17 protein-coding genes are annotated in these 18,775 nt (G+C 45.6%); 13 read left to right on the top strand and 4 right to left on the bottom strand.

Annotated elements, in window-relative coordinates; genetic code table 11:
- The first annotated feature begins 107 nt into the window (after nt 1–107).
- Both RFF05_RS03860 and RFF05_RS03855 read left to right on the top strand, forming a co-directional pair.
- On the top strand, nt 108–5,054 hold the full coding sequence (locus tag RFF05_RS03860) for an S-layer homology domain-containing protein (protein WP_409969098.1): 4,947 nt from the start codon (nt 108–110) through the stop codon (nt 5,052–5,054).
- A 390-nt stretch (nt 5,055–5,444) separates the two neighbouring features.
- A complete protein-coding gene (locus RFF05_RS03855; RefSeq protein ID WP_409969097.1) occupies nt 5,445–5,810 on the top strand; it encodes a DUF6809 family protein in 366 nt (121 codons plus the stop codon).
- A gap of 510 nt (nt 5,811–6,320) precedes the next feature.
- Here the strand turns inward: RFF05_RS03855 and RFF05_RS03850 are convergent.
- Complete coding sequence (locus RFF05_RS03850; RefSeq protein WP_409969096.1) at nt 6,321–7,220, bottom strand: IS3 family transposase; 900 nt, start codon at nt 7,218–7,220, stop codon at nt 6,321–6,323.
- Nucleotides 7,171–7,497 carry a transposase gene (locus RFF05_RS03845; protein WP_409969095.1) on the bottom strand — a complete coding sequence of 109 codons (327 nt, stop codon included), beginning with the start codon at nt 7,495–7,497 and terminating at the stop codon, nt 7,171–7,173. Before RFF05_RS03845 ends, RFF05_RS03850 begins: the two co-directional genes overlap by 50 nt.
- Nucleotides 7,498–7,989: 492 nt before the next feature.
- Between RFF05_RS03845 and RFF05_RS03840 the strand changes: the two genes are divergently transcribed.
- The 8 genes from RFF05_RS03840 (at nt 7,990) to RFF05_RS03805 (ending at nt 15,171) form a co-directional block, all read left to right on the top strand.
- Nucleotides 7,990–8,505 (top strand): sigma-70 family RNA polymerase sigma factor, encoded by a 516-nt coding sequence (locus RFF05_RS03840; RefSeq protein ID WP_409969094.1) that lies wholly within the window; start codon nt 7,990–7,992, stop codon nt 8,503–8,505.
- Nucleotides 8,506–9,067: 562 nt separating this feature from the next.
- Nucleotides 9,068–9,427, top strand: coding sequence for a type II toxin-antitoxin system PemK/MazF family toxin (locus RFF05_RS03835; protein ID WP_409969093.1), 360 nt, complete (start codon nt 9,068–9,070; stop codon nt 9,425–9,427).
- A gap of 11 nt (nt 9,428–9,438) precedes the next feature.
- Entirely contained in the window at nt 9,439–9,606 is a 168-nt protein-coding gene (locus tag RFF05_RS03830; protein WP_409969092.1) for a hypothetical protein, read from the top strand.
- Nucleotides 9,607–9,673: 67 nt separating this feature from the next.
- Nucleotides 9,674–11,245 carry a recombinase family protein gene (locus RFF05_RS03825; protein ID WP_409969091.1) on the top strand — a complete coding sequence of 524 codons (1,572 nt, stop codon included), beginning with the start codon at nt 9,674–9,676 and terminating at the stop codon, nt 11,243–11,245.
- Between the two features lie 4 nt (nt 11,246–11,249).
- Nucleotides 11,250–12,086 carry a recombinase family protein gene (locus RFF05_RS03820; RefSeq protein WP_409969090.1) on the top strand — a complete coding sequence of 279 codons (837 nt, stop codon included), beginning with the start codon at nt 11,250–11,252 and terminating at the stop codon, nt 12,084–12,086.
- Nucleotides 12,079–13,737 (top strand): recombinase family protein, encoded by a 1,659-nt coding sequence (locus RFF05_RS03815; protein ID WP_409969089.1) that lies wholly within the window; start codon nt 12,079–12,081, stop codon nt 13,735–13,737. The genes RFF05_RS03820 and RFF05_RS03815 overlap by 8 nt, the downstream gene beginning before the upstream one ends.
- Nucleotides 13,738–13,803: 66 nt before the next feature.
- Complete coding sequence (locus tag RFF05_RS03810) at nt 13,804–14,454, top strand: BRO family protein (RefSeq protein ID WP_409969088.1); 651 nt, start codon at nt 13,804–13,806, stop codon at nt 14,452–14,454.
- A 69-nt stretch (nt 14,455–14,523) separates the two neighbouring features.
- Nucleotides 14,524–15,171 (top strand): GNAT family N-acetyltransferase, encoded by a 648-nt coding sequence (locus RFF05_RS03805; RefSeq protein WP_409969087.1) that lies wholly within the window; start codon nt 14,524–14,526, stop codon nt 15,169–15,171.
- Nucleotides 15,172–15,468: 297 nt separating this feature from the next.
- On the opposite strand, the gene RFF05_RS03800 is transcribed toward RFF05_RS03805, so the two are convergent.
- Nucleotides 15,469–15,738 (bottom strand): tyrosine-type recombinase/integrase, encoded by a 270-nt coding sequence (locus RFF05_RS03800; RefSeq protein WP_409969086.1) that lies wholly within the window; start codon nt 15,736–15,738, stop codon nt 15,469–15,471.
- A gap of 3 nt (nt 15,739–15,741) precedes the next feature.
- Nucleotides 15,742–16,083, bottom strand: a complete 342-nt coding sequence (locus RFF05_RS03795; protein WP_409969085.1) for a hypothetical protein — start codon at nt 16,081–16,083, stop codon at nt 15,742–15,744.
- A gap of 282 nt (nt 16,084–16,365) precedes the next feature.
- On the opposite strand from RFF05_RS03795, the gene RFF05_RS03790 reads away from it, so the two are divergent.
- From RFF05_RS03790 to RFF05_RS03780, 3 genes are all read left to right on the top strand, one after another.
- Nucleotides 16,366–16,533, top strand: a complete 168-nt coding sequence (locus tag RFF05_RS03790; protein WP_409969084.1) for a hypothetical protein — start codon at nt 16,366–16,368, stop codon at nt 16,531–16,533.
- Between the two features lie 122 nt (nt 16,534–16,655).
- Nucleotides 16,656–17,351 carry a hypothetical protein gene (locus RFF05_RS03785; protein ID WP_409969083.1) on the top strand — a complete coding sequence of 232 codons (696 nt, stop codon included), beginning with the start codon at nt 16,656–16,658 and terminating at the stop codon, nt 17,349–17,351.
- Between the two features lie 186 nt (nt 17,352–17,537).
- Nucleotides 17,538–18,755, top strand: a complete 1,218-nt coding sequence (locus RFF05_RS03780) for a leucine-rich repeat protein (RefSeq protein WP_409969082.1) — start codon at nt 17,538–17,540, stop codon at nt 18,753–18,755.
- Nucleotides 18,756–18,775 lie beyond the last annotated feature (20 nt).

Below are 18,775 nucleotides of genomic sequence, written 5' to 3'. Positions count from 1 at the left end.
AGAAGTTTAGCAAAAAAAATGCGGGGTATTCTGAGTTTTGAAAAGGAATAAAATGGTTAGGTTATTGAAGAATATCAATAACTATTATGAATTAGGAGGAAAATTTAATGAGTCAATTATTGAAAAAAAGCAAGCATAAGATTATATCTTATGTATTGGCAATGGCAATGGTATTTTCAATGATGCCAATGCAAGCCTTTGCGACGGAGGGTGACAGCCTGCCGCCAGTATTAACAGAACACACAGCAGAATGTACATACCAAGAAGCCGTAACAGGTGTAGATTGCGACCATACACATGGTGATGGTTGTAGTTATACAGAAGCTGTTGAGGCAGTAGAAGCGATAGCAGCAGTAGACTGTAATATGGAATGTGTAGCAGATGCAGATGGTAACACCATTCATGCTGACGGTTGTGCATATCAAGAAGCAGTAGATGCAACTGCACAAGTAGACGGCGTAGATTGCGACCATGTGCATAGTGAAGAATGTAGCTATGTAGAAGCAAAAGATGCAATCGCCTGTGATTGTGGGTTTATTACCTATGGCAGCGGCGATGAAAATATTGCTGATGACACAGGTGCAACAGCATTAGACGAAATTCAAGCTGACATTGATGCGTTACCATCTGTTGATACAATTACGAGCGAACTTTCAGAAGAAGAAGTTTTAGCTGTTTTTGCAAAAGCAGAAGAAATTCGTCTTGAAGTTGCAAGCCTTGAAGATGTTTCTAGTTTAGATTTAACTAATCTAGAAAATGTTGAAACTGTTAAGAGTTTGATAGATATGACTACACCAATGAATAATGATGATGCATTGTCAGGGAATTGTGGTGCAGATGACAACGAGAGCAGTGTCACTTGGAAACTTACGCCAAATAATGAAGATGTAACATTACGCAATGAAAAGGAAACCCCTGTGGATGGCGGTGGCTATACTTTAACCATCGATGGCACTGGTGCAATGGCAGATTACACACCTGCTACAATTCCTTGGGCAGTGGCTTTACAAGAGAAACTAGATATTAAGGATGCTGACGGCGCGGATATAATCACCATATCTTTTTCTAATATTGGACAAATCATGCCAAGAATTACGCAAATTGAGATATCTGGAGATATTACATACATTGGTACGCACGCACTAAGAAGTACAAATGCGACTAGTATTGAAATTCCAGAAAATATCCAAGCAATTGGTGAATATGCGTTCATTCAATCTACTGAACTTACAGATTTCACATTTGGTGCATCTGATACAAAAAATATTAATGGCGACTTGTTTGTCGAAAACAATGCCCTTTATCAACAAACTGATGATGACCTTTTCTTGCGTTTCTATGAATGTGGTGAAACTGGAACTGATGTAAGCATAAAGGCTGGAACAACAGTCATCAGTCCAAACGCATTCCAGTATACAACTGCGCAAACAATCACAATTCCAGCCAGCGTGGAAACGGTTAACATAGCAAGTTTCACCAGTGAAACGATTGAAACATTAATCTTTGCAAAAGGTTCCAATTTGCAAGCACCTCTTCCAGGTAAAGGTGCAAGTGAAAAATGGTTTGCTTCTTTCGATGTAAGTGATTTCGATGCATTCAAACTTGCAGAAGAAAGTGGTTGGAACGTAATGATAGATGGTAGAAAAGTTCCTACCAATGACACATTTAGATATGCTTTCAATTCCGATAGTGCCGAGGTCACAACACTTACTTTGATTGGTTATGCTGAAGGTGCTGACCAAGAGTCAGAAGTAACAATTCCAGGCGAAGTTATCGATGGTGAAGACACCGATGATGAAGTCACATATACAGTAACTCAAATTGGTGCCTATGCTTTTGCAGGAACAAAAGATGACCCAAACACAACACTTGAAAAACTTACTTTGGGTGCAAATATTGAGAAAATCGGTGATTACGCATTCAAATATTGCCCTGAATTAGCAACGATTGATTTTTCACCTGCGGCAGCTTCACTAAAAGAAATTGGTGAAGGAAGTTTCTATAATTTGAAAAATGAAGGAACCCTAGATTTATCAGAACTGACTGTACTTAATAGCGTTGGGAATGATGCATTTATCTATTCTAGTTATGACATCTACATTCTGCCAGACGGTATTACGTCTATTGGAACTAGAGCATTTAATGAAAAACCTGTAGAAGTTGCTATTCCATCTACTACTGCAACTACACTGATTGACCAAAAATATGCCAAAATTACTTTAAGCGGTAACTTATTCAAATACACTTATAATGTAACAAATGACACAATTATCTTGGATGAATTTACAGGCGAATGGGATACTAATACAGCCATTACTATTCCAAACGAAATAAATGGTTTAACATTATCTGAAATTAGCAAGTATGCGTTAAACGGAGATTCGTCTAGTAATGGAGATGATGAAAATTTGTTGTCAATTATTTTTCAAGATAGTGACAGTGAAATTCTTGTCGGAAATAGAGCATTCCAAAAGCATAAAAATTTAGCCACATTTGATGCTAAAAATCATGCACTGACACTTTCAAACAATACATTATTGAACAGTGGTACAACTGTCATTAATATTCCCAATGTCCAAACTATGGGTTATGGCGAATTTTATGGTGCATCTAAGTTAAAAACATTGGTTATTAACGGCGATGCAGAGTGTCATACAATGACATTTGAGAATACAACAGATGGCATAACGCAGTCAGATTACGCAACCAAATTAGCGTCTTTCGAAGACGCCAACGTATACGTTGTCGGTGCGGCTGATGACAGCATTACTGCCGAAATAGCAGCACTTGGAACAACCAACCAACTGTTTGTTCTAAATGGTGGAGCGGTTGACATCGACGATTTGACTGCCGACCCAACTAGATATGGTTACGACTTCGTTGATTGGTACACCAATGCAGATTTCACTACTCTTGCAACTGAAGTTTCTGCAAACGGCACTTATTATGCAAAGTGGCTTGAATTACAAAACATAAAGTTTGCAAATACCATTAACACTTTAAAAGTAGGCGAAACATTAGATGTTTCCATTACAGGTGACCAAGTAGGAGTAACTTACACCGTTGACAAAGCAGATGTTGCAACACTTTCTGATTCTGTATTAACAGGTGTTAAAGCAGGAGAAGTTACTGTTACAGCAACAGCAGCAGCCAGTAATGATTATGCTGAAACAAGCATTTCCAAGTCTGTGTTTATTACTGATGGTAGCACCGCACCTTCCATCACCGCCATTTCCACCTCCCGTGGCAACGGCTATGTGACCATCACTTGGACGTTGGATGATGGCGACAGCGCATTGACTGGCCTTGTCTTGACCCAAGATGGTGAGACTGAAATCCAAATCACAGACCTTACATCCACCAGCTACACCGTCTCTAGCTTGACCAATGGCACCACCTATACCTTCGTGCTGACGGCAACCAATGTAATGGGCAGTGTGGAATCCGATGAAGTGACTGGCACACCTTACAAGTCTAGTTCTTCTAGCAGCTCCTCTAGTTCTACCACCACCGACACCACTGATACCACCACCTCCACTGACACAACCACTTCCGACAATGTGACCGTGGAGACTGAGACTAGTACCACCACCAATGATGACGGCTCTACCACCACCGAAACCGTGGAAACCGCCACTGACAGCACCACTGGCGAAGTGGTAGCAACCACCACCACTGAGACCTCTGTGGAGAACGACGACGGCTCTGTGACCACAGAAATTGAGTCCACCTCCACCAACGAGACCACTGGTGAAACCGCCGTCACCACCGCAACTGCAACCACCACCACAAACGACGACGGCGCAACCGTCACTGAAACCGTGGCGACTACCACCAATGAAACCACTGGCGATGTGACCGAAAGCACCTCCGTGGAGACCGTGACCGACACCGCTACCGCTGTGGAGACCGTGGCTGAAACCACCACCGCTTCTGGCGATGTGATTGCAGAGACCACCACTGTGGTCATCGACACTGAGACTGCCACCGAAATCGTAGCAACCGTGGCAACTGAAAACGGCGAGACCGTCACCGCAGAAATCGTAGCTGTTGCCACCGACGACACCACAGAAGTTACCATCCCAGAAACGGTGCTGACCTCCGTGGCAAGCGAATCCACCGCAACCATCACCGTGGAGACCCCAATCGCCACCATTGAGCTGTGTGAAACCGCCACAGATGTTGTGGCCGCTGCCGTGTCTGGCTCTAGCGATACGGAAGTTGTGATTTCTGCTGTTGTGGTGGAGCAAGAGGTTGTTTCTAGCGTGATTACTGCAGACTTGAACAACATCGTTGTGGTTGACTTAACCATCTCCGTGGGCGGAGAAACCGTCTCCAGCTTCAACGGCGGCACCGCCACCGTATCCATCCCCTACACCCCTGTCAACGAAAACGCACCCATCACCCTGTACTACGTTGCTGATGACGGCTCTATCACCTTGATGGACTGCACCTACGATGCAGAAACTGGTGTGATTTCCTTCGAAACCAGCCATTTCTCCTACTACATGGTCAGCGAGAACACCGCCATTGCCTTTACCGACGTCAGCGTAGATGCGTATTACTACGACGCAGTGAAGTGGGCAGTGGAGAACAACATCACCAACGGCACCACCGATACCACCTTTAGTCCCAACGCAACCTGTACCCGTGCCCAAGCCGTGACCCTGCTGTGGAAGGCCTACGGCAGTCCTGTGGTGAATTACGTCAATCCTTTCACCGATGTGAGCAGTGACGCTTATTACTACGAGGCAGTCCTCTGGGCAGTCTCTGAGGGCATCACCGCAGGTACCTCTGATACCACCTTCAGCCCCAACGCAGATTGCACCCGTGGGCAGATTGTGACTTTCCTCTACCGTGCCGCAGGGGAGCCAGAAGTCTCCTCTGACAGCACCTTCGCCGATGTGGATAGCGATAGCTACTGCTACAATGCAGTCCTCTGGGCTATGGAAAATGGAATCACCAACGGCACCAGCGACACAGAATTTAGTCCCAACACAAATTGCACTAGAGGTCAGATTGTGACCTTCTTGTATCGGAACTTGGGTGAGTAACCATCCACCTTTTCAAAAGAATAGCCTAAAAGCACCAAGAGTGAGACCGCCGTGACAAGTGGTCTCACCCTTGGTGCTTCACTGCATATCATCACAAGGCGAACTAAGTATAAAACCAAGGAGCCATTGCTTGAATATTGATAGCATTTATGACCATTTTATTTACCAAGGGGATGGTCTGTCCGAATATGATAAACCGCAAGGGTTGGCAACGTTGCCAACCCTTGTTTACTGTCTGCGGAACCTCTGACAACGTTGTCAGAGGTTCTTTTTCAACATTTGGGCAACGTTGCCCAAATGTTGCGCCCCTTCTTTGGTGGCTCTGGATATGGCTATCCGCCCTGCATTGTGATATTGTGTTCCGTACCAAATCACAAGGAGGTGGTCAACATGAATCTCATTGAAGAACTGTACTACGGCGCTGTCTGTCCTAGCACGAAAATCAAAATCCAGTCCCCCGCCTATCATAAAGCCATGAACAACCTGTCCCAAAACGAAGAATTACTCAGCAATCTTTTGGAGGGTAAGGAGAAAAAGCTGTTTCTGGACATCATGAACGACTATACCACGACCCAAGGGGAGCTGACGGTAGCACATTTTGTCGCAGGATTCCGTCTGGGTGCAGGGCTGATGGCTGAGGTATCGCCAGCGGAAATCGAACCCTATCTAAGAGAGCAGGAGGGACTCACCACATCCGCCCCTGTCGCCCCCGTTATCGCCCTGTGTGGGCGGCGATGGGGGCGGATCGGCTCGTGACCCCAGTTAACCCCTTAGTCCCATGTAAGGCAACGTATTAAGAAGCGGTTTCGGCAATGTTGCCAAAGGTTCCTCTAAGCAAGGGTTGGCAACATTGCCAGAAGCGGTATTCGTTGCTACTCCACAGGTATAAATGCTAATATAAAAGTGAGCCACCTAGCCCCCTTTCGCTCATGAAAATTTGAGCCACTTGAAATAACCCTGTATACTAGCAGTAAGCTAGGAACGGGGGAAAATAAAGGTGGTAATCACAGTGAACATTTACAAAGAAGTGCGACAATTACGCCAGCATATAATGGTTATAATGGTCCCCCTGTCAAGACCACTTCCTCAAAATTTATCGTGAACACAACAACCTATTTTGCTTCCTGAGCCAAGGTGAGGCTGGAGGCACCTCCAGGGTAGCCGCCCGAAGGGGTGCCTTGACCGGCTGGGTCAGGCTGGTACAATGGGTGGGGCGAGGGGAACGGTCTCCTCCCACAACCCACTTCGTTCCATCGCCACCAACCCTCAACCAGTCTGAGCCAGCCTGTCAAGGTCGGCGGTTGGCGTTGCGAAGGCTGCCCCATACACGGCCTCAGGGGTCTGATTTTCCAGTGCCTGGTGGGGTCTGACGGTGTTGTACTGCTTGATATAATTTCCAATCCCACGGCGCAACGCCCTGGGATTGTGATATTCGTTGAGGTAAATTTCCTCGGTTTTCAGGCTGCGGAACCACCGCTCAATCATGATATTATCCGCCCAACGGGACTTACCATCCATGCTTTGGACAATGTGATTTGCCTTCAAAAACCCCTTATATTGGGAGCTTGTGAACTGACATCCTTGGTCAGAATTGAGAAAAGCGGGGGTGCCGTGGCTAGAAATTGCGCGCTGGACAGCGGCGATGACGTTATCTGTGTCCAGCGTATCGGACAGACTCCAGCCCACAATCAGACGGCTATACCAGTCGATAATCGCCGTCAAATACATGTGCCCGTGGTGCATTTTGATGTAAGTGATGTCGATTGACCACACTTGATTCGGGAACGAGACAACCTTATTTCTCAGCAAATATGGTACGATAGACTCTTTAAAGTTGCGTTTTGAGAGATTTGCCTTGGGATAGAGAGCATGAATTCCCATCTCGCACATCAGTCGCCTAACCAGCTTGCGACCCACAAAAATCTGGTCGGTGGCCAGCTTGGTCACCAGCTTTCGAGAGCCGATGTAGGGCATTTGGGTGTGCCAGTAGTCGATGCGTGCCATGATGTGCTCCCGCCAGCGCTTGGCCTCCTGGTCGACCTCCACAGGCTGGTAGTAGACCTGCCCTCGGGGCAGACCCAGCAGCTCACATTGACGGCGGATGGACAGGTCTGCGTCAGTCCTGAGGGAACTTGGGGACGGGGATGCCGCAGTCCCGAAAGGCACCCTGAATAAAGTCTCGCTCCAGTGTCAATTGGCCGATGGTGCGGAGCATCTGCTCCTTCTCTTTTTTCAGGGCAACCTCCTTCCGATGTGCTTCTTTGACCTGCTTTTTCTCATCGAAAACCTGACTGGCATTGGATATAAATTCCTTCTTCCAGTTGCGAATCATGTTGGGATTAACCCCCTGCTCGGCGGCGATAACGTTTAATTCCTTCTCCCCCTGGAGGACTTCTAGGACGATTTTGGCCTTAAATTCGGCGCTGTAACTGCTTCGTGGCATGATATTTTCTCCTCTCGTTTTATCGTTTTTGATATTGTATCACGTTCACGATAATTTTTCGAGTGGTGGTTTGGTTTCTGGGGTCCATTATACTTTTTTTATGCAATTCAGCAGAGAAATCCACAAGATGCAATAAACGAGAAAGAAGGTGTTCCAAATGGTAATTGAATCATTCCGTAATTTCAAAAAGAAAACAGGACAAACGTCGCAGCAGTCATGCTATAGCAACTATGCTTCCGTGGTCTGTTGCTTGAATGAGGATAGAACATATGGCGAGCACCTCTACAGGCAGAGGCAGACCGCAACAATATCAATACCATAGCTTAAATTGTTGCCACTGCTACCTCACAACCAAGGTCGAGTTTAGTCCGATTAGGGATAAACTCGGCCTTTTTCTATATTCAAACAGACCTACCTTCTCGGTGGGCTGTCGTTCTCCTCCTTTCTAACATTTGGAATAAACCCCAAATGATTAGAAAGGATGGACAAGCTATGCCCAAATTTAAGCATTGCTTTATTATGGAAAACGGCACATACAAGGAAATTCCCTACGACACCCTCTTTCTAGGAGAGGAGAGAAACCCTCAATTTCAGACCCGATACTTTCTCCCATTCCATGATTGCCTCATGGAAGTGAGCGAAGCGGATTACAAAGAAAATTATCGCCAGAAACGCAGACAAAAATACTTACTGGAGGAAGCCATCGCACACAATGAGCTGTCCTTTGATGCTCTGGATACCGATGACCAAAGCGGACTGAATACACTGGTGGATCATGGAGCAATCTCCATTGATGAACTGGTTGCAACAAAAATCATGGTGGAAAAACTCCATGAAATACTGGGTGAGCTTTCGGAAAGCGAAAGAGAGCTAATCAAAAATCTATTTTTCGATGGATTGAGCGAGCGGCAATTATCTAAAAAAACTGGTGTTGCAGCAATGACAATCCATGATCGAAAGGTTAAAGTATTAGTCAAATTAAAAAAACTTCTAAAAAATTATAAATAATTCCGTGCAACCCCCTCATTTTTCGGCATGAAAGGTGAGGGGGTAATTTTTATAACCTCTCTGCACTTTGAAAACTCAATATCCAACAGTCGAAATACTTTAGTTGACGAACCCCAAAAGGGAAAGCGACTTCGGAGGATGCGCCATGACTTGCCTGTAGGCTTGCTGTTAGACCATGAAAAACACTACTATTTTATTTGTTCATCGAGTCTAGCAGAACAGCCTATCAAAGAAAATGGAAAGGCAACGAGCGGTACCCATCTGACCGAGAAGCAGTCCATGGTGGACTGTTTTGCTACAACCTCGTCAACCTATAATGATACTTCTGCCCAGTCACAGCCTCACGCAATGAGGGCAGCTCGGAGAGATCCTCGGAGGGGTGAAATTCCCATGATGCGACCCAACCAGTCGCAGTTTCGGTTATTGCCGTCGGTGCTTCGGACGTAGTGTCAAATTAAGCATCACCAAAATTCTTAATGTTAGAAACCATGGGGATAAGTGCGTAAAAGCCCTTGTCCCCATTCTTGTGACATTAAATTATCAAATATGGAGGAGTGATACCATGTGTGAAAAACAAGTCTCCCGTGGAGATATTTACTACGCTGACCTTGGCACTGGCATAGGATCAGAGCAAGCAGGCCAGCGACCTGTGGTGGTCATTCAAAACAATGTAGGCAACCGCCACAGCCCCACGGTAATTGTGGCACCTATCACCAGCAAGCACAAACGATTGCTACCCACCCATGTACCACTCCCCCCTATGAAGGGGTTGGAGGAACGCTCCTGTGTTCTGCTGGAGCAAGTCCGCACCATAGACCGAGGGCGACTGCAACGATATGTGGGAGTCATTCCTAAGTACAGACGAAAACGGCTAAATCAAGCATTGGAAATCAGTGTCGGCCTTAATCCAAAATTTTTATAGGGGGAATCATCATGGATGCTAACAGTCAAGTTCAAACTATCGTCCCAAGTGATTTTTACTTAATGATGCAGATGCTCAAATCTCTGCTCAATGCCCAGAAAATCAGCCGAGAAGTGGCAGATATGACGGCTTTGAACCTCGCCCGGCAATGTCAAACTTCACCCATCTATCTTTGGTAGTATTGGTGAATAGCTTTTGAACTCTCATTGTGGTAATGTTGGTCGCAAGAAAGGAGGATGAACTCACATGGCAAATCAGAACATCGTTGGCACCAGCGCCAAAAGAGAAATCATACACATAGAAGCCACCGTCCAAGCACAACCCAGCAAACTGAGAGTCGCAGGATACTGCCGTGTGAGCAGTGACTCTAGCGACCAGCTCAATTCCTTCGCAGCGCAGGTCAACTACTACACCCAGCTCATCACCAACAACTCTGCATGGGAGCTGACTGGCATCTATGCCGACGAGGGCATCTCTGGTGTATCCATGGACAAGCGTGAGGATTTCCTACGGATGCTGGAAGATTGCCGTGACGGAAAGATTGACCGCATCATCGCCAAGTCCAGTAGTCGATTTTCCAGAAACACACTGGATAGCATCTCCACCGTCCGTGAGCTAAAGGCCATGGGCATCAGCGTGTACTTCGAGAAAGAGGGCATCGACACGGCGGTCCTCACTAGCGAAAATCTTCTCACTCTGTACTCCCTGTTTGCACAGGAGGAATCCATAGCGATTTCACAAAACTGTAAAAAGGGAAATCGGATGAGAATGGCACAGGGAACCTATGTCTCAAGCAATGCCCCTTATGGATACCGTTTAGTCAATAAGGAATTGGTAGTCCATGAAGCCGAAGCCGAAACTGTCCGTAGAATTTTTCGTGAATACCTAAGTGGACTTGGTATTGAACGTATTGCCACAGACCTATCAGCGGATTGCATTCCTACCAAAACAGGTAAAACAAAATGGAGTTTTACTACGGTTCGGGGAATTTTGAGAAATGAGCGATATATTGGAGATATGCTACTACAAAAATATTATGGGGAGGATGTCTTGCCATATAAGCAATATCCCAACAATGGAACTTTGCCACAATATTATGTGAAAAACACCCATGAGCCAATTATAGATGAAATACAGTATCAACTAGCGAAAATCCTGTCTGCTGAAAAAACTTCGCAGTATAATCAAACTAGCGAGCGTTCTGTGTTGGCTAAAAAGATAAGGTGCAAGCAATGCAACACAATATACCGTCGTAAGACTACCAACAATAAAACATATTGGGAATGCAGAGCCTATGCACACGGAAAAACGAACTGTCCCTCCCAACGTATCCTAGAAGAAAGCATCTACACCGCCTTCATCCGAATGTACAATAAGCTCCAAGCCAACCGAGAAACCATCCTAGTCCCCATAATTACCACCCTCACCAAACTCCAAGAGCAGGGACAACGTGGCAACGAGGAACTACAAACCATCAATAAAAGAATAGCTGATCTCTCAGAGCAGAATCACAGAATGTCTGGACTATTGTCCGCTGGCATTTTGGATTCTGCTCTCTTTATTTCCAAGACCGATGAGCTGAAAAAACAGCTGAAAGATGCTCGGCAGTCCAAGGCCAGAATGCTAGGGAATCTCAAAAAAGATACTAGCCTTGTGGAAACCGAGGAACTGCTAGAAACCCTCAAAGAATACCCAACCCATATCACGACGATGGACGAGGAAATCTTCTCGGAGATCGTTCGAAAAATACTGGCACAGGACAATCAGTCCATAGACTTCGTACTAAAGAACGGTCTTGTGCTGACAGAAAGGCTGTGAACCCATGGCACAAAACAGAGCCATCCCATACGGCTACCAAATGGTCAATGGAGCAATGACCACCCATGAAGAAGAATCCTCTGCAGTAAAAACCATATTCCAAATGTACACAGAGGGTAGCTCCTACCTCACCATCGCAAACTGGCTCACCAGTCAAGATATCCGATATATGCCTACCAAGCCAGAGTGGAACAAGAATATGGTGGCGAGAATTTTACAGAACAAGATATATACGGGCACCGAGAAGTACCCAACAATTATAGACCAGACCCAATTCCACATGAGCCAGTCGGCAAAGAAACCCTACACCCACACTGAGCCGAAGGATATCAAAGAACTGAAATCGTTGCTGGTGTGCAGAGAATGTGGTGAAAAGCTCCGACGGCGAGTGAAGAAGGATGGCACCCACAGATGGTACTGCCCAACAGATATCGCCCACATATCCATCACCGTCAGCGATGACAGCATTCTGGGCGATATAGCATCCCTACAAAAAATACTGGCTCACACCAATTTACAGGTGCAGGCCAGCAATAGCATCTCCTTAGAATCAGTCAGATTGCAAAATGAAATAGAGCGACTGCTGGAGCAGACCGAGTTGCACGTAGAGGAAATCAAAGACAACATCCTCAAGCTGGCATCCCTCAAATACAGTCTCTGTCCCGACACTCACCACGCAGAGCAAGCCATGCTGGAGGAGCTACAGCATGGCGAAACAGCCGTGAACACCAAGGTGCTGACCCAGCTCATCGAACATATCCAAGTATCCCATGCCACCATCAGTGGCATCCAACTAAAATGCGGAAATCATATCCAGAGAGGAGAACAAGACAATGGCTAGAATAGAACGTGAAATTATCGTCATTCCACCTACAATCACAGCAACCACAGGCTATCGGGAGCATCGCCAACTGCGAGTGGCATCCTACAGCCGTGTATCCACCGACATGGAAGAACAGCTCACCAGCTTCCATGCCCAGAAGTCATACTACACCGAGCTGATACTAAAAAATCCATCGTGGACGATGGCTGGTACATACGCAGACGAGGGCATCTCTGGTGCCTCCGCCGAAAAGCGACCCGACTTTATGAAAATGATTCGGCACTGCAAAAAGGGGAAAATCGACCTAATCATCACCAAGTCCATCAGTCGATTTGCCCGTAACACCCTAGACAGCGTGGGCTACGTCCGCAAGTTGAAAGCCATGGGGGTGGGAGTCCTGTTCGAAAAAGAAAATATAAACACCATGGAGGAAAACAGTGAGGTCATCCTCACCATCCTGGCCTCTCTTGCTCAAGAGGAGCTAAACTCCCTCAGTATGAACGTAAAGATGGGCAAGCGAATGGCAATGAAGGAGGGCAAGGTATCCTTCCAATACAGTCGACTATACGGCTACAGAAAGGGCTTCGATGGACAGCCAAAGGTCATCCCAGAGCAGGCCGAGCAAGTTATACGCATCTATCAAATGTACCTTGCAGGCAAAACCACTCGTGGCATCGCCAATCATCTCAACAGCAATCACATCCCATTCCTCAAGGGCAAATCCTGGTCAGAGGGCACTGTCCGATACATTCTAACCAATGAGAAATACTGCGGTGACGTTATACTGCAAAAGACTTATGTGACCGACCCCATCTCTAAGAAGGTGAAACAAAACAACGGTGAGCTTCCTAAAATCTTCATCAAAAACAACCATGAAGCTATCGTCAACCGTGAACTTTTCGATGCGGTACAAGGGGAACACACCCGACGAAGTAGCAAACGAAAAATCTGCTCTGCCACCGTCACTGAAAATGGCAAATACTCCAGTCTCTATGCCCTAAGCGAACTTCTCATCTGCGGCCACTGCGGAACCCCATACCGCCGAGTGGTATGGACAAAGCGTAACGGCGACAAACAGCCCGTGTGGCGGTGTATCAACCGCATCCAGCACGGCACCAAATACTGCACAGACTCCGTCACAGCGGACGAGGAGAGCCTCCACAGAGCCATTATGGGAGCCATCCTAACATCCTATACCCCTGACAAAGTGGTACCCATGGCACTGACCAAGGAGCTACGAAATGCCATGAGAAAACAGGCCGACAGTACCATTGACATCGGCCAGATGGAACGGCAAATCGCATCCCTCATCGAACAGGTCATGGAGATTATCCAAGGGGACAAACACTATGAGAGTCTGGAGGAAGAATTTTCTGACCGAGAGCGAATGAAAACCCTCTCCGATGAAGCGAAAGTCCTTCAAACCGTAGTGGATGACTACAAAGCCCTTCACCAGAGCGAGGAGGACATTGCAACCAGCTTGGTGGCAGTGGAAGAATACCTTGCCAGCCAACCACAGGACATTCTGGAATACAACGACAGTCTCGTCCGCCAGACCATCCACACCATCAAGGTCATGGATGTGAATCGACTCACCATCTACTTCAGAAACGGTACTATCCACGAGCAAATCATGGCTCAGAAAGTGCGCCGACTTCATAAGCAGTAAACTTCCAACACCCCAAAAGCAGAGCTTCGGCTCTGCTTTTTACTTTGAAAGAAAAGAGGTATCATTATGGAAATGCAAATTTTTGAAAACAGCCAGTTTGGCAGCGTGCGTACAATTGTGGAGGATGGAACCATCCTGTTTTGTGCCACCGATGTGGCGAAAAGCCTTGGGTATCTCAATCCCAACAACGCAGTGAGTCGTCATTGTAAGGGGTGCGTGAAACAGGGTACCCTTACCGAGGGTGGCAATCAAACCCTCAATTTTATTCCCGAGGCCGATGTGTATCGCTTGATTTTTCGTTCTAAGCTACCAGCAGCCCAAGCCTTTGAACAGTGGGTTGTGGAAATTGTTCTTCCTTCCATTCGGAAAACGGGCGAATATGCCATAGGCAAAAAGCTGGCAGAGCTACAGCCCAAAGCCGACTATTTCGATGCCATCGTGGACACCAACCTGCTGACCAACGTCCGCACCACCGCCAAGGAATTGGGTATCCCAGAACGACTGTTCACCTTCCTGCTGGAAGATATGGATTTGGCATTCCGCACACCCCAAAAGCTCCTCATCCCCACAGCCTACATGATGAACCACGGCTATGCAGAGCTGAAGGAGTACAGCCGCAACGGTCACGGCGGTGTCTATATGCTGTTCACTCCACTGGGGCGATTGTATTTGATGAAGCGAATCAGAGAGCGATTGGCGATAGTGACACCCAGCTGAGAATCAAAAATTATAGTTGCAAATTTCTTGAATTGCATATACTATGGAACATAACAGGGGGGATAGTTTGTGAACATTACCATGCGCAACGAACAGCCTAATGATTACTGCCACATGGAGGAAATCGCACGAGAGGCCTTTTGGAATTTGTACTTCCCTGGTTGCCACGAGCACTACGTTGTCCATCAAATGCGCAACCACCCAGATTTCATATCTGAGCTGAGTTTCGTCGTTGAGGTGGATGGACAAGTGGTCGGTGGGATTTATTATACCAACTCTGCCATTGTGCAACCAGATGGTAGCGAGGTACGAACCATCACCTTCGGCCCCGTTTGTATCCTCCCCAAATATCATCGCATGGGACTGGGGCGACGGATTATCACCCACTCCATCGAAAAGGCCAAAGAAATGGGCTACCGTGGAATTTTGACCTTGGGCTATCCGTATCACTACATCCCCTATGGTTTTGTGGGCGGTAAAAGATACGGCATTTCTATGGAGGATGGCAAATTCTATACTGGGCTATTGGCACTGCCTCTCTACGATGGTGCCTTTGATGGTGTGAGTGGCTGGGCAAAATTTTCTACTGCACTGGACAGCATCCAAGAGACAGTGGACGAATTTGATAGTACATTCCCATCCAAAGAAAAAGCGGTCACCCCCAGCCAAGTGGAATTTGAAAAAGCAGTGAGCCAGCTAGATGCCACTGAATACTAAACCATGGGTGAGAGTTCAATCCCCCTCCAAAAAATCCGATGACATCTATTATGCGTAAACGGTACACGATACACCGTATTTCGGAAGAAATACGGTGTATTTCTAACTTTTTGAGGTAGTTAGAAAAACTGGTGTAAGGATTGACCAGAATTTGACCAGAACGGGGATGGTATCCCCTAGTCTATTAAGGTTTCAAAATTCCATTGTATATGTAGCGTTGGTTGCCCTGTTTTTTGCAGGAAGGGCAACGATTTTTTTCGTGGTCATATGATTGTTCGCTATGGTTCTGGTCATAGCTTATGCCGTGAAGGCTTGACTGAATTTTTCGATTGCGGATTGCTTCACGCTATCTTGAACGTGTAAGTAGTGCTGGGTCATGTCAATGTCGGCATGGTCGACGATGCTCTGGATGGTGAGCAGGTCTACGCCCAAGGCTTGCATTTGGGAAACATAGGTGTGGCGACAGCTATGTGGGGTTAGGGGGCGCACGTTTGGGACGGTCTCTATGGCTTTTTTGAAGTGGTTTCGGAAGTGGGTAGGGTTGCAGGGTTGGTCTGGTATTTTCACCTCCTAAACAAAGCGTGTGGCGGTGTTACGAAGGAATCGAGCACAATGTCGGACGTTGGGTGGCACAGGAATGTCGCGCGCGCTGTCCTTTGACTTGGGCGGGCCGATATGAATTGTTCCCTTCACCAGCTGTACGGCTTGCCTTACATAAATCATACTGCCGTCTGGCGCAATGTGATGGGGCTCTAGTCCCAACAGCTCCTGCATTCGCATTCCTGTCCCCGATAGCAGGCAGATACTCGTGCCCATTCTGTCAGGCTGGTAGCCGTCCATGATGGTACACGCCCACTGCCCATCGGTTCGCTTGCGTAATGCGCCTTCGCCATTGGATCGTTTTTTTGCCATTTGCATCTGTCCTTTCGTTTGAAATATATTTGAAAAAGCTCTCATTCTGGCTGAATGGGGGCTGTTTTCTTACTCGGGAACGATGACCATAAGGGCGAATTGGGGAGGGCTGAGCGAGTGAAAAAGGCTCTGGAGGAGCTGGCAGTGAACGCATCTCCCACGCAGGAGAGAGGCCACGAGGAGGAGCGGTGACACCGCTTGTATTTCAGATTTTGTTATGATATACTGCTGTTATGAGGGATATCTTGATAATCTCGAAGATGTGAGAGGTGTCGGGATGCCGTGGAATTTATATTTGACGGAGAACAAAATATGATTATAGAGATAATGATTGTTATAGTAGGTCAAGGTTTAATTTGTGCGATATTTGGATTCACCACGCAAGCTGTTATTTCTAATCGGGGGTATCATAAAATTGGTTTTGGTGGGGATTTTTCTTCGGTTTTATAGCATTAATTTATGCTTTATTAAAACCAAAGGTTAATCAATATGTGGCAAATACAAACACTTCAAATCACTCTTTATCACAAATGCCACTTGTATCGGCGAAATGCACCTGCTGTGGTGCGAATTTGAGCGCAGAAAACACCAAGGAAGCCGCTATTTGTGAATTTTGTGGCTCTGACTTTATCGTGGAAAAAGCAATCAACGATTATAATGCGACCATTAATATCAGCAACAATATCTCGGATTCAACGGTGAATATCTATAAGGGAAACTCTGATGATTTTATCATTTGTGCAGGTATGTTGGAGAGATACACAGGTGCAGCTACGGAGGTTGTAATCCCAAACAGTGTGACATCTATTGGTAACGATGCCTTTCGTGGTTGTAGAGGGCTTACCTCTATCACTTCTATCACTTCATCCTTATCATATGGTGAATTTAAAGGAACACCTTGGTATGAGAAGCGGGAAAAAAGAGAGGACAAGAAACGAAACAAAAGGCGTTGTTATCTAACAACTGCTTGCATGAAGCATCAAGCGGGAACCTTTGATGATAACTGCCATGAGCTGACTATATTGCGTGGTTTTAGAGATACTTACCTAAAAGCCAACTATCCAGATGATATTGAAACCTATTATGAAATTGCACCTGCAATTGTGGATGCGATTAACAAATTGCCTAATACAAGATCCAAGTGGGCAGATATTTACCAAGAACTTGTTGTGCCATCTGTTGATTATATAGAAAAAGATAAATTAGAGGAAGCATATCACCTCTATAAAAACTATAGTTTGATGCTTGGTAAGAAGTATTTATCATAACCATTATGAGCATTGCACTCGTATATACTGTGGGTGTGGGAGGTATCTTGATAATCTCGAAGATGTGAGAGGTGTCGGGATGCCGTGGAATTTATATAAATACTAGGAGATAGAGCATACATAATAATGTATTGTTTATATGCTACTTAACGCAAGTAGCAATTCAATTGATGAAGGAGGAAAAAGATGTCAATTATTACTACCATATGTGAGGCTTGTGTTAAGCAGTTTAATACGAAAAAAATTACTCGTAAAGATGATAAGCGCAATAACGCTTTGCGTGATGATGCTATAAACGGATATGATAGCGACCTAGATCATTTTGTAATCGAAAACGACACGTTGATTAGATATAATGGCAATTCCTCAAAAATCATGATACCAAAGCATATCACTAAGATTAGTGATAATGCGTTTAATCATTACGGTAGGTGTTCCTCTATTAACATTCCAGATGGTGTGACTTATATAGGAAAGAGTGCCTTTTTTTGTTGCAAAGATATTATAGAAATCAACATCCCCAATAGTGTGAATTATATTGGAGATTATGCGTTTGTAGGATGTAGCGCACTCGCCACGATTGATATTCCCGATAGTACAACCTATCTCGGGCAAGGTGCTTTTTCTAATTGTGAAAATCTACATTCTGTCTGTCTTTCGAGAAATATCTCCACACTTGAAAATTCTGTATTTTCTCACTGTAGAAGTCTTATAAATATTACAATGCCAGATGGAGTAATGAGCATTGGGGAGGATGCTTTTTTACATTGTGATCGTCTTGCCTCAATCGAGCTCCCGAGCAAGGTGACCCATATTAAGCATGGAGCTTTTTCGTACTGTGAAAATCTTGCGGCTCTTTATGTTATGAACCCTGATGCTGTATTTGAGGCGAATGTATTCAAAGGCTGTGAAAACCTTGTTGAGATTATGTTGCCCAGCAATACTTTTGATGGTATGGTCAATGTTTATGATGACTTCAAGGCAGAATTTACTATCTTCAATGCTACTTTAGTGCAGTACAATGGCGATAGATCGCGAGTTGTTATTCCTACAGGTGTAATAAAGATTGGCGCAAATGCGTTTGCTGGGTGTGAAAATCTCTGCGCTGTTACGATACCAGATAGTGTGTTAGAAATTGGCGCAGGTGCGTTTAAGAGTTGTAAAAATCTTACGAGTATTAACATCCCAAACCGTGTAACCAAGATAGAGCCGTCTGCTTTCTTTGGCTGCGAACGCCTATCTGCTATTACCATACCAGATAGTGTGAGTGAAATTGGCTCATGTGCGTTTATGAGATGTATAGCTCTTATCAACATTACTATATACAATCGCACTGTTAACATTGATAAAATGGCGTTTAATGGTTGCGATGCTGAAAAATTGACAATCAACTATCATGATTGACACGTTGATGTTGAATTACT

It is taken from the genome of Bengtsoniella intestinalis, from assembly GCF_039719005.1.
Classification (GTDB): Bacteria; Bacillota; Clostridia; order Oscillospirales; family Oscillospiraceae; genus Oscillibacter; species Oscillibacter intestinalis.
Note: the sequence above shows the minus strand (reverse complement) of the source record. Positions and strands in the feature narration are given on the sequence as shown.

Bases quoted from the DNA above. Each gene is read 5' to 3' on its own strand.
- RFF05_RS03860 (WP_409969098.1), top strand. From the start codon at position 108: ATGAGTCAATTATTGAAAAAAAGCAAGCATAAGATTATATCTTATGTA.
- RFF05_RS03830 (WP_409969092.1), top strand. From the start codon at position 9,439: ATGGATGCTAACAGTCAAGTTCAAACTATCGTCCCAAGTGATTTTTAC.
- RFF05_RS03835 (WP_409969093.1), top strand. From the start codon at position 9,068: ATGTGTGAAAAACAAGTCTCCCGTGGAGATATTTACTACGCTGACCTT.
- RFF05_RS03820 (WP_409969090.1), top strand. From the start codon at position 11,250: ATGGCACAAAACAGAGCCATCCCATACGGCTACCAAATGGTCAATGGA.
- RFF05_RS03855 (WP_409969097.1), top strand. From the start codon at position 5,445: ATGAATCTCATTGAAGAACTGTACTACGGCGCTGTCTGTCCTAGCACG.
- RFF05_RS03840 (WP_409969094.1), top strand. From the start codon at position 7,990: ATGCCCAAATTTAAGCATTGCTTTATTATGGAAAACGGCACATACAAG.
- RFF05_RS03825 (WP_409969091.1), top strand. From the start codon at position 9,674: ATGGCAAATCAGAACATCGTTGGCACCAGCGCCAAAAGAGAAATCATA.
- RFF05_RS03795 (WP_409969085.1), bottom strand. From the start codon at position 16,083: ATGGCAAAAAAACGATCCAATGGCGAAGGCGCATTACGCAAGCGAACC.
- RFF05_RS03845 (WP_409969095.1), bottom strand. From the start codon at position 7,497: ATGCCACGAAGCAGTTACAGCGCCGAATTTAAGGCCAAAATCGTCCTA.
- RFF05_RS03815 (WP_409969089.1), top strand. From the start codon at position 12,079: ATGGCTAGAATAGAACGTGAAATTATCGTCATTCCACCTACAATCACA.
- RFF05_RS03780 (WP_409969082.1), top strand. From the start codon at position 17,538: ATGTCAATTATTACTACCATATGTGAGGCTTGTGTTAAGCAGTTTAAT.
- RFF05_RS03810 (WP_409969088.1), top strand. From the start codon at position 13,804: ATGGAAATGCAAATTTTTGAAAACAGCCAGTTTGGCAGCGTGCGTACA.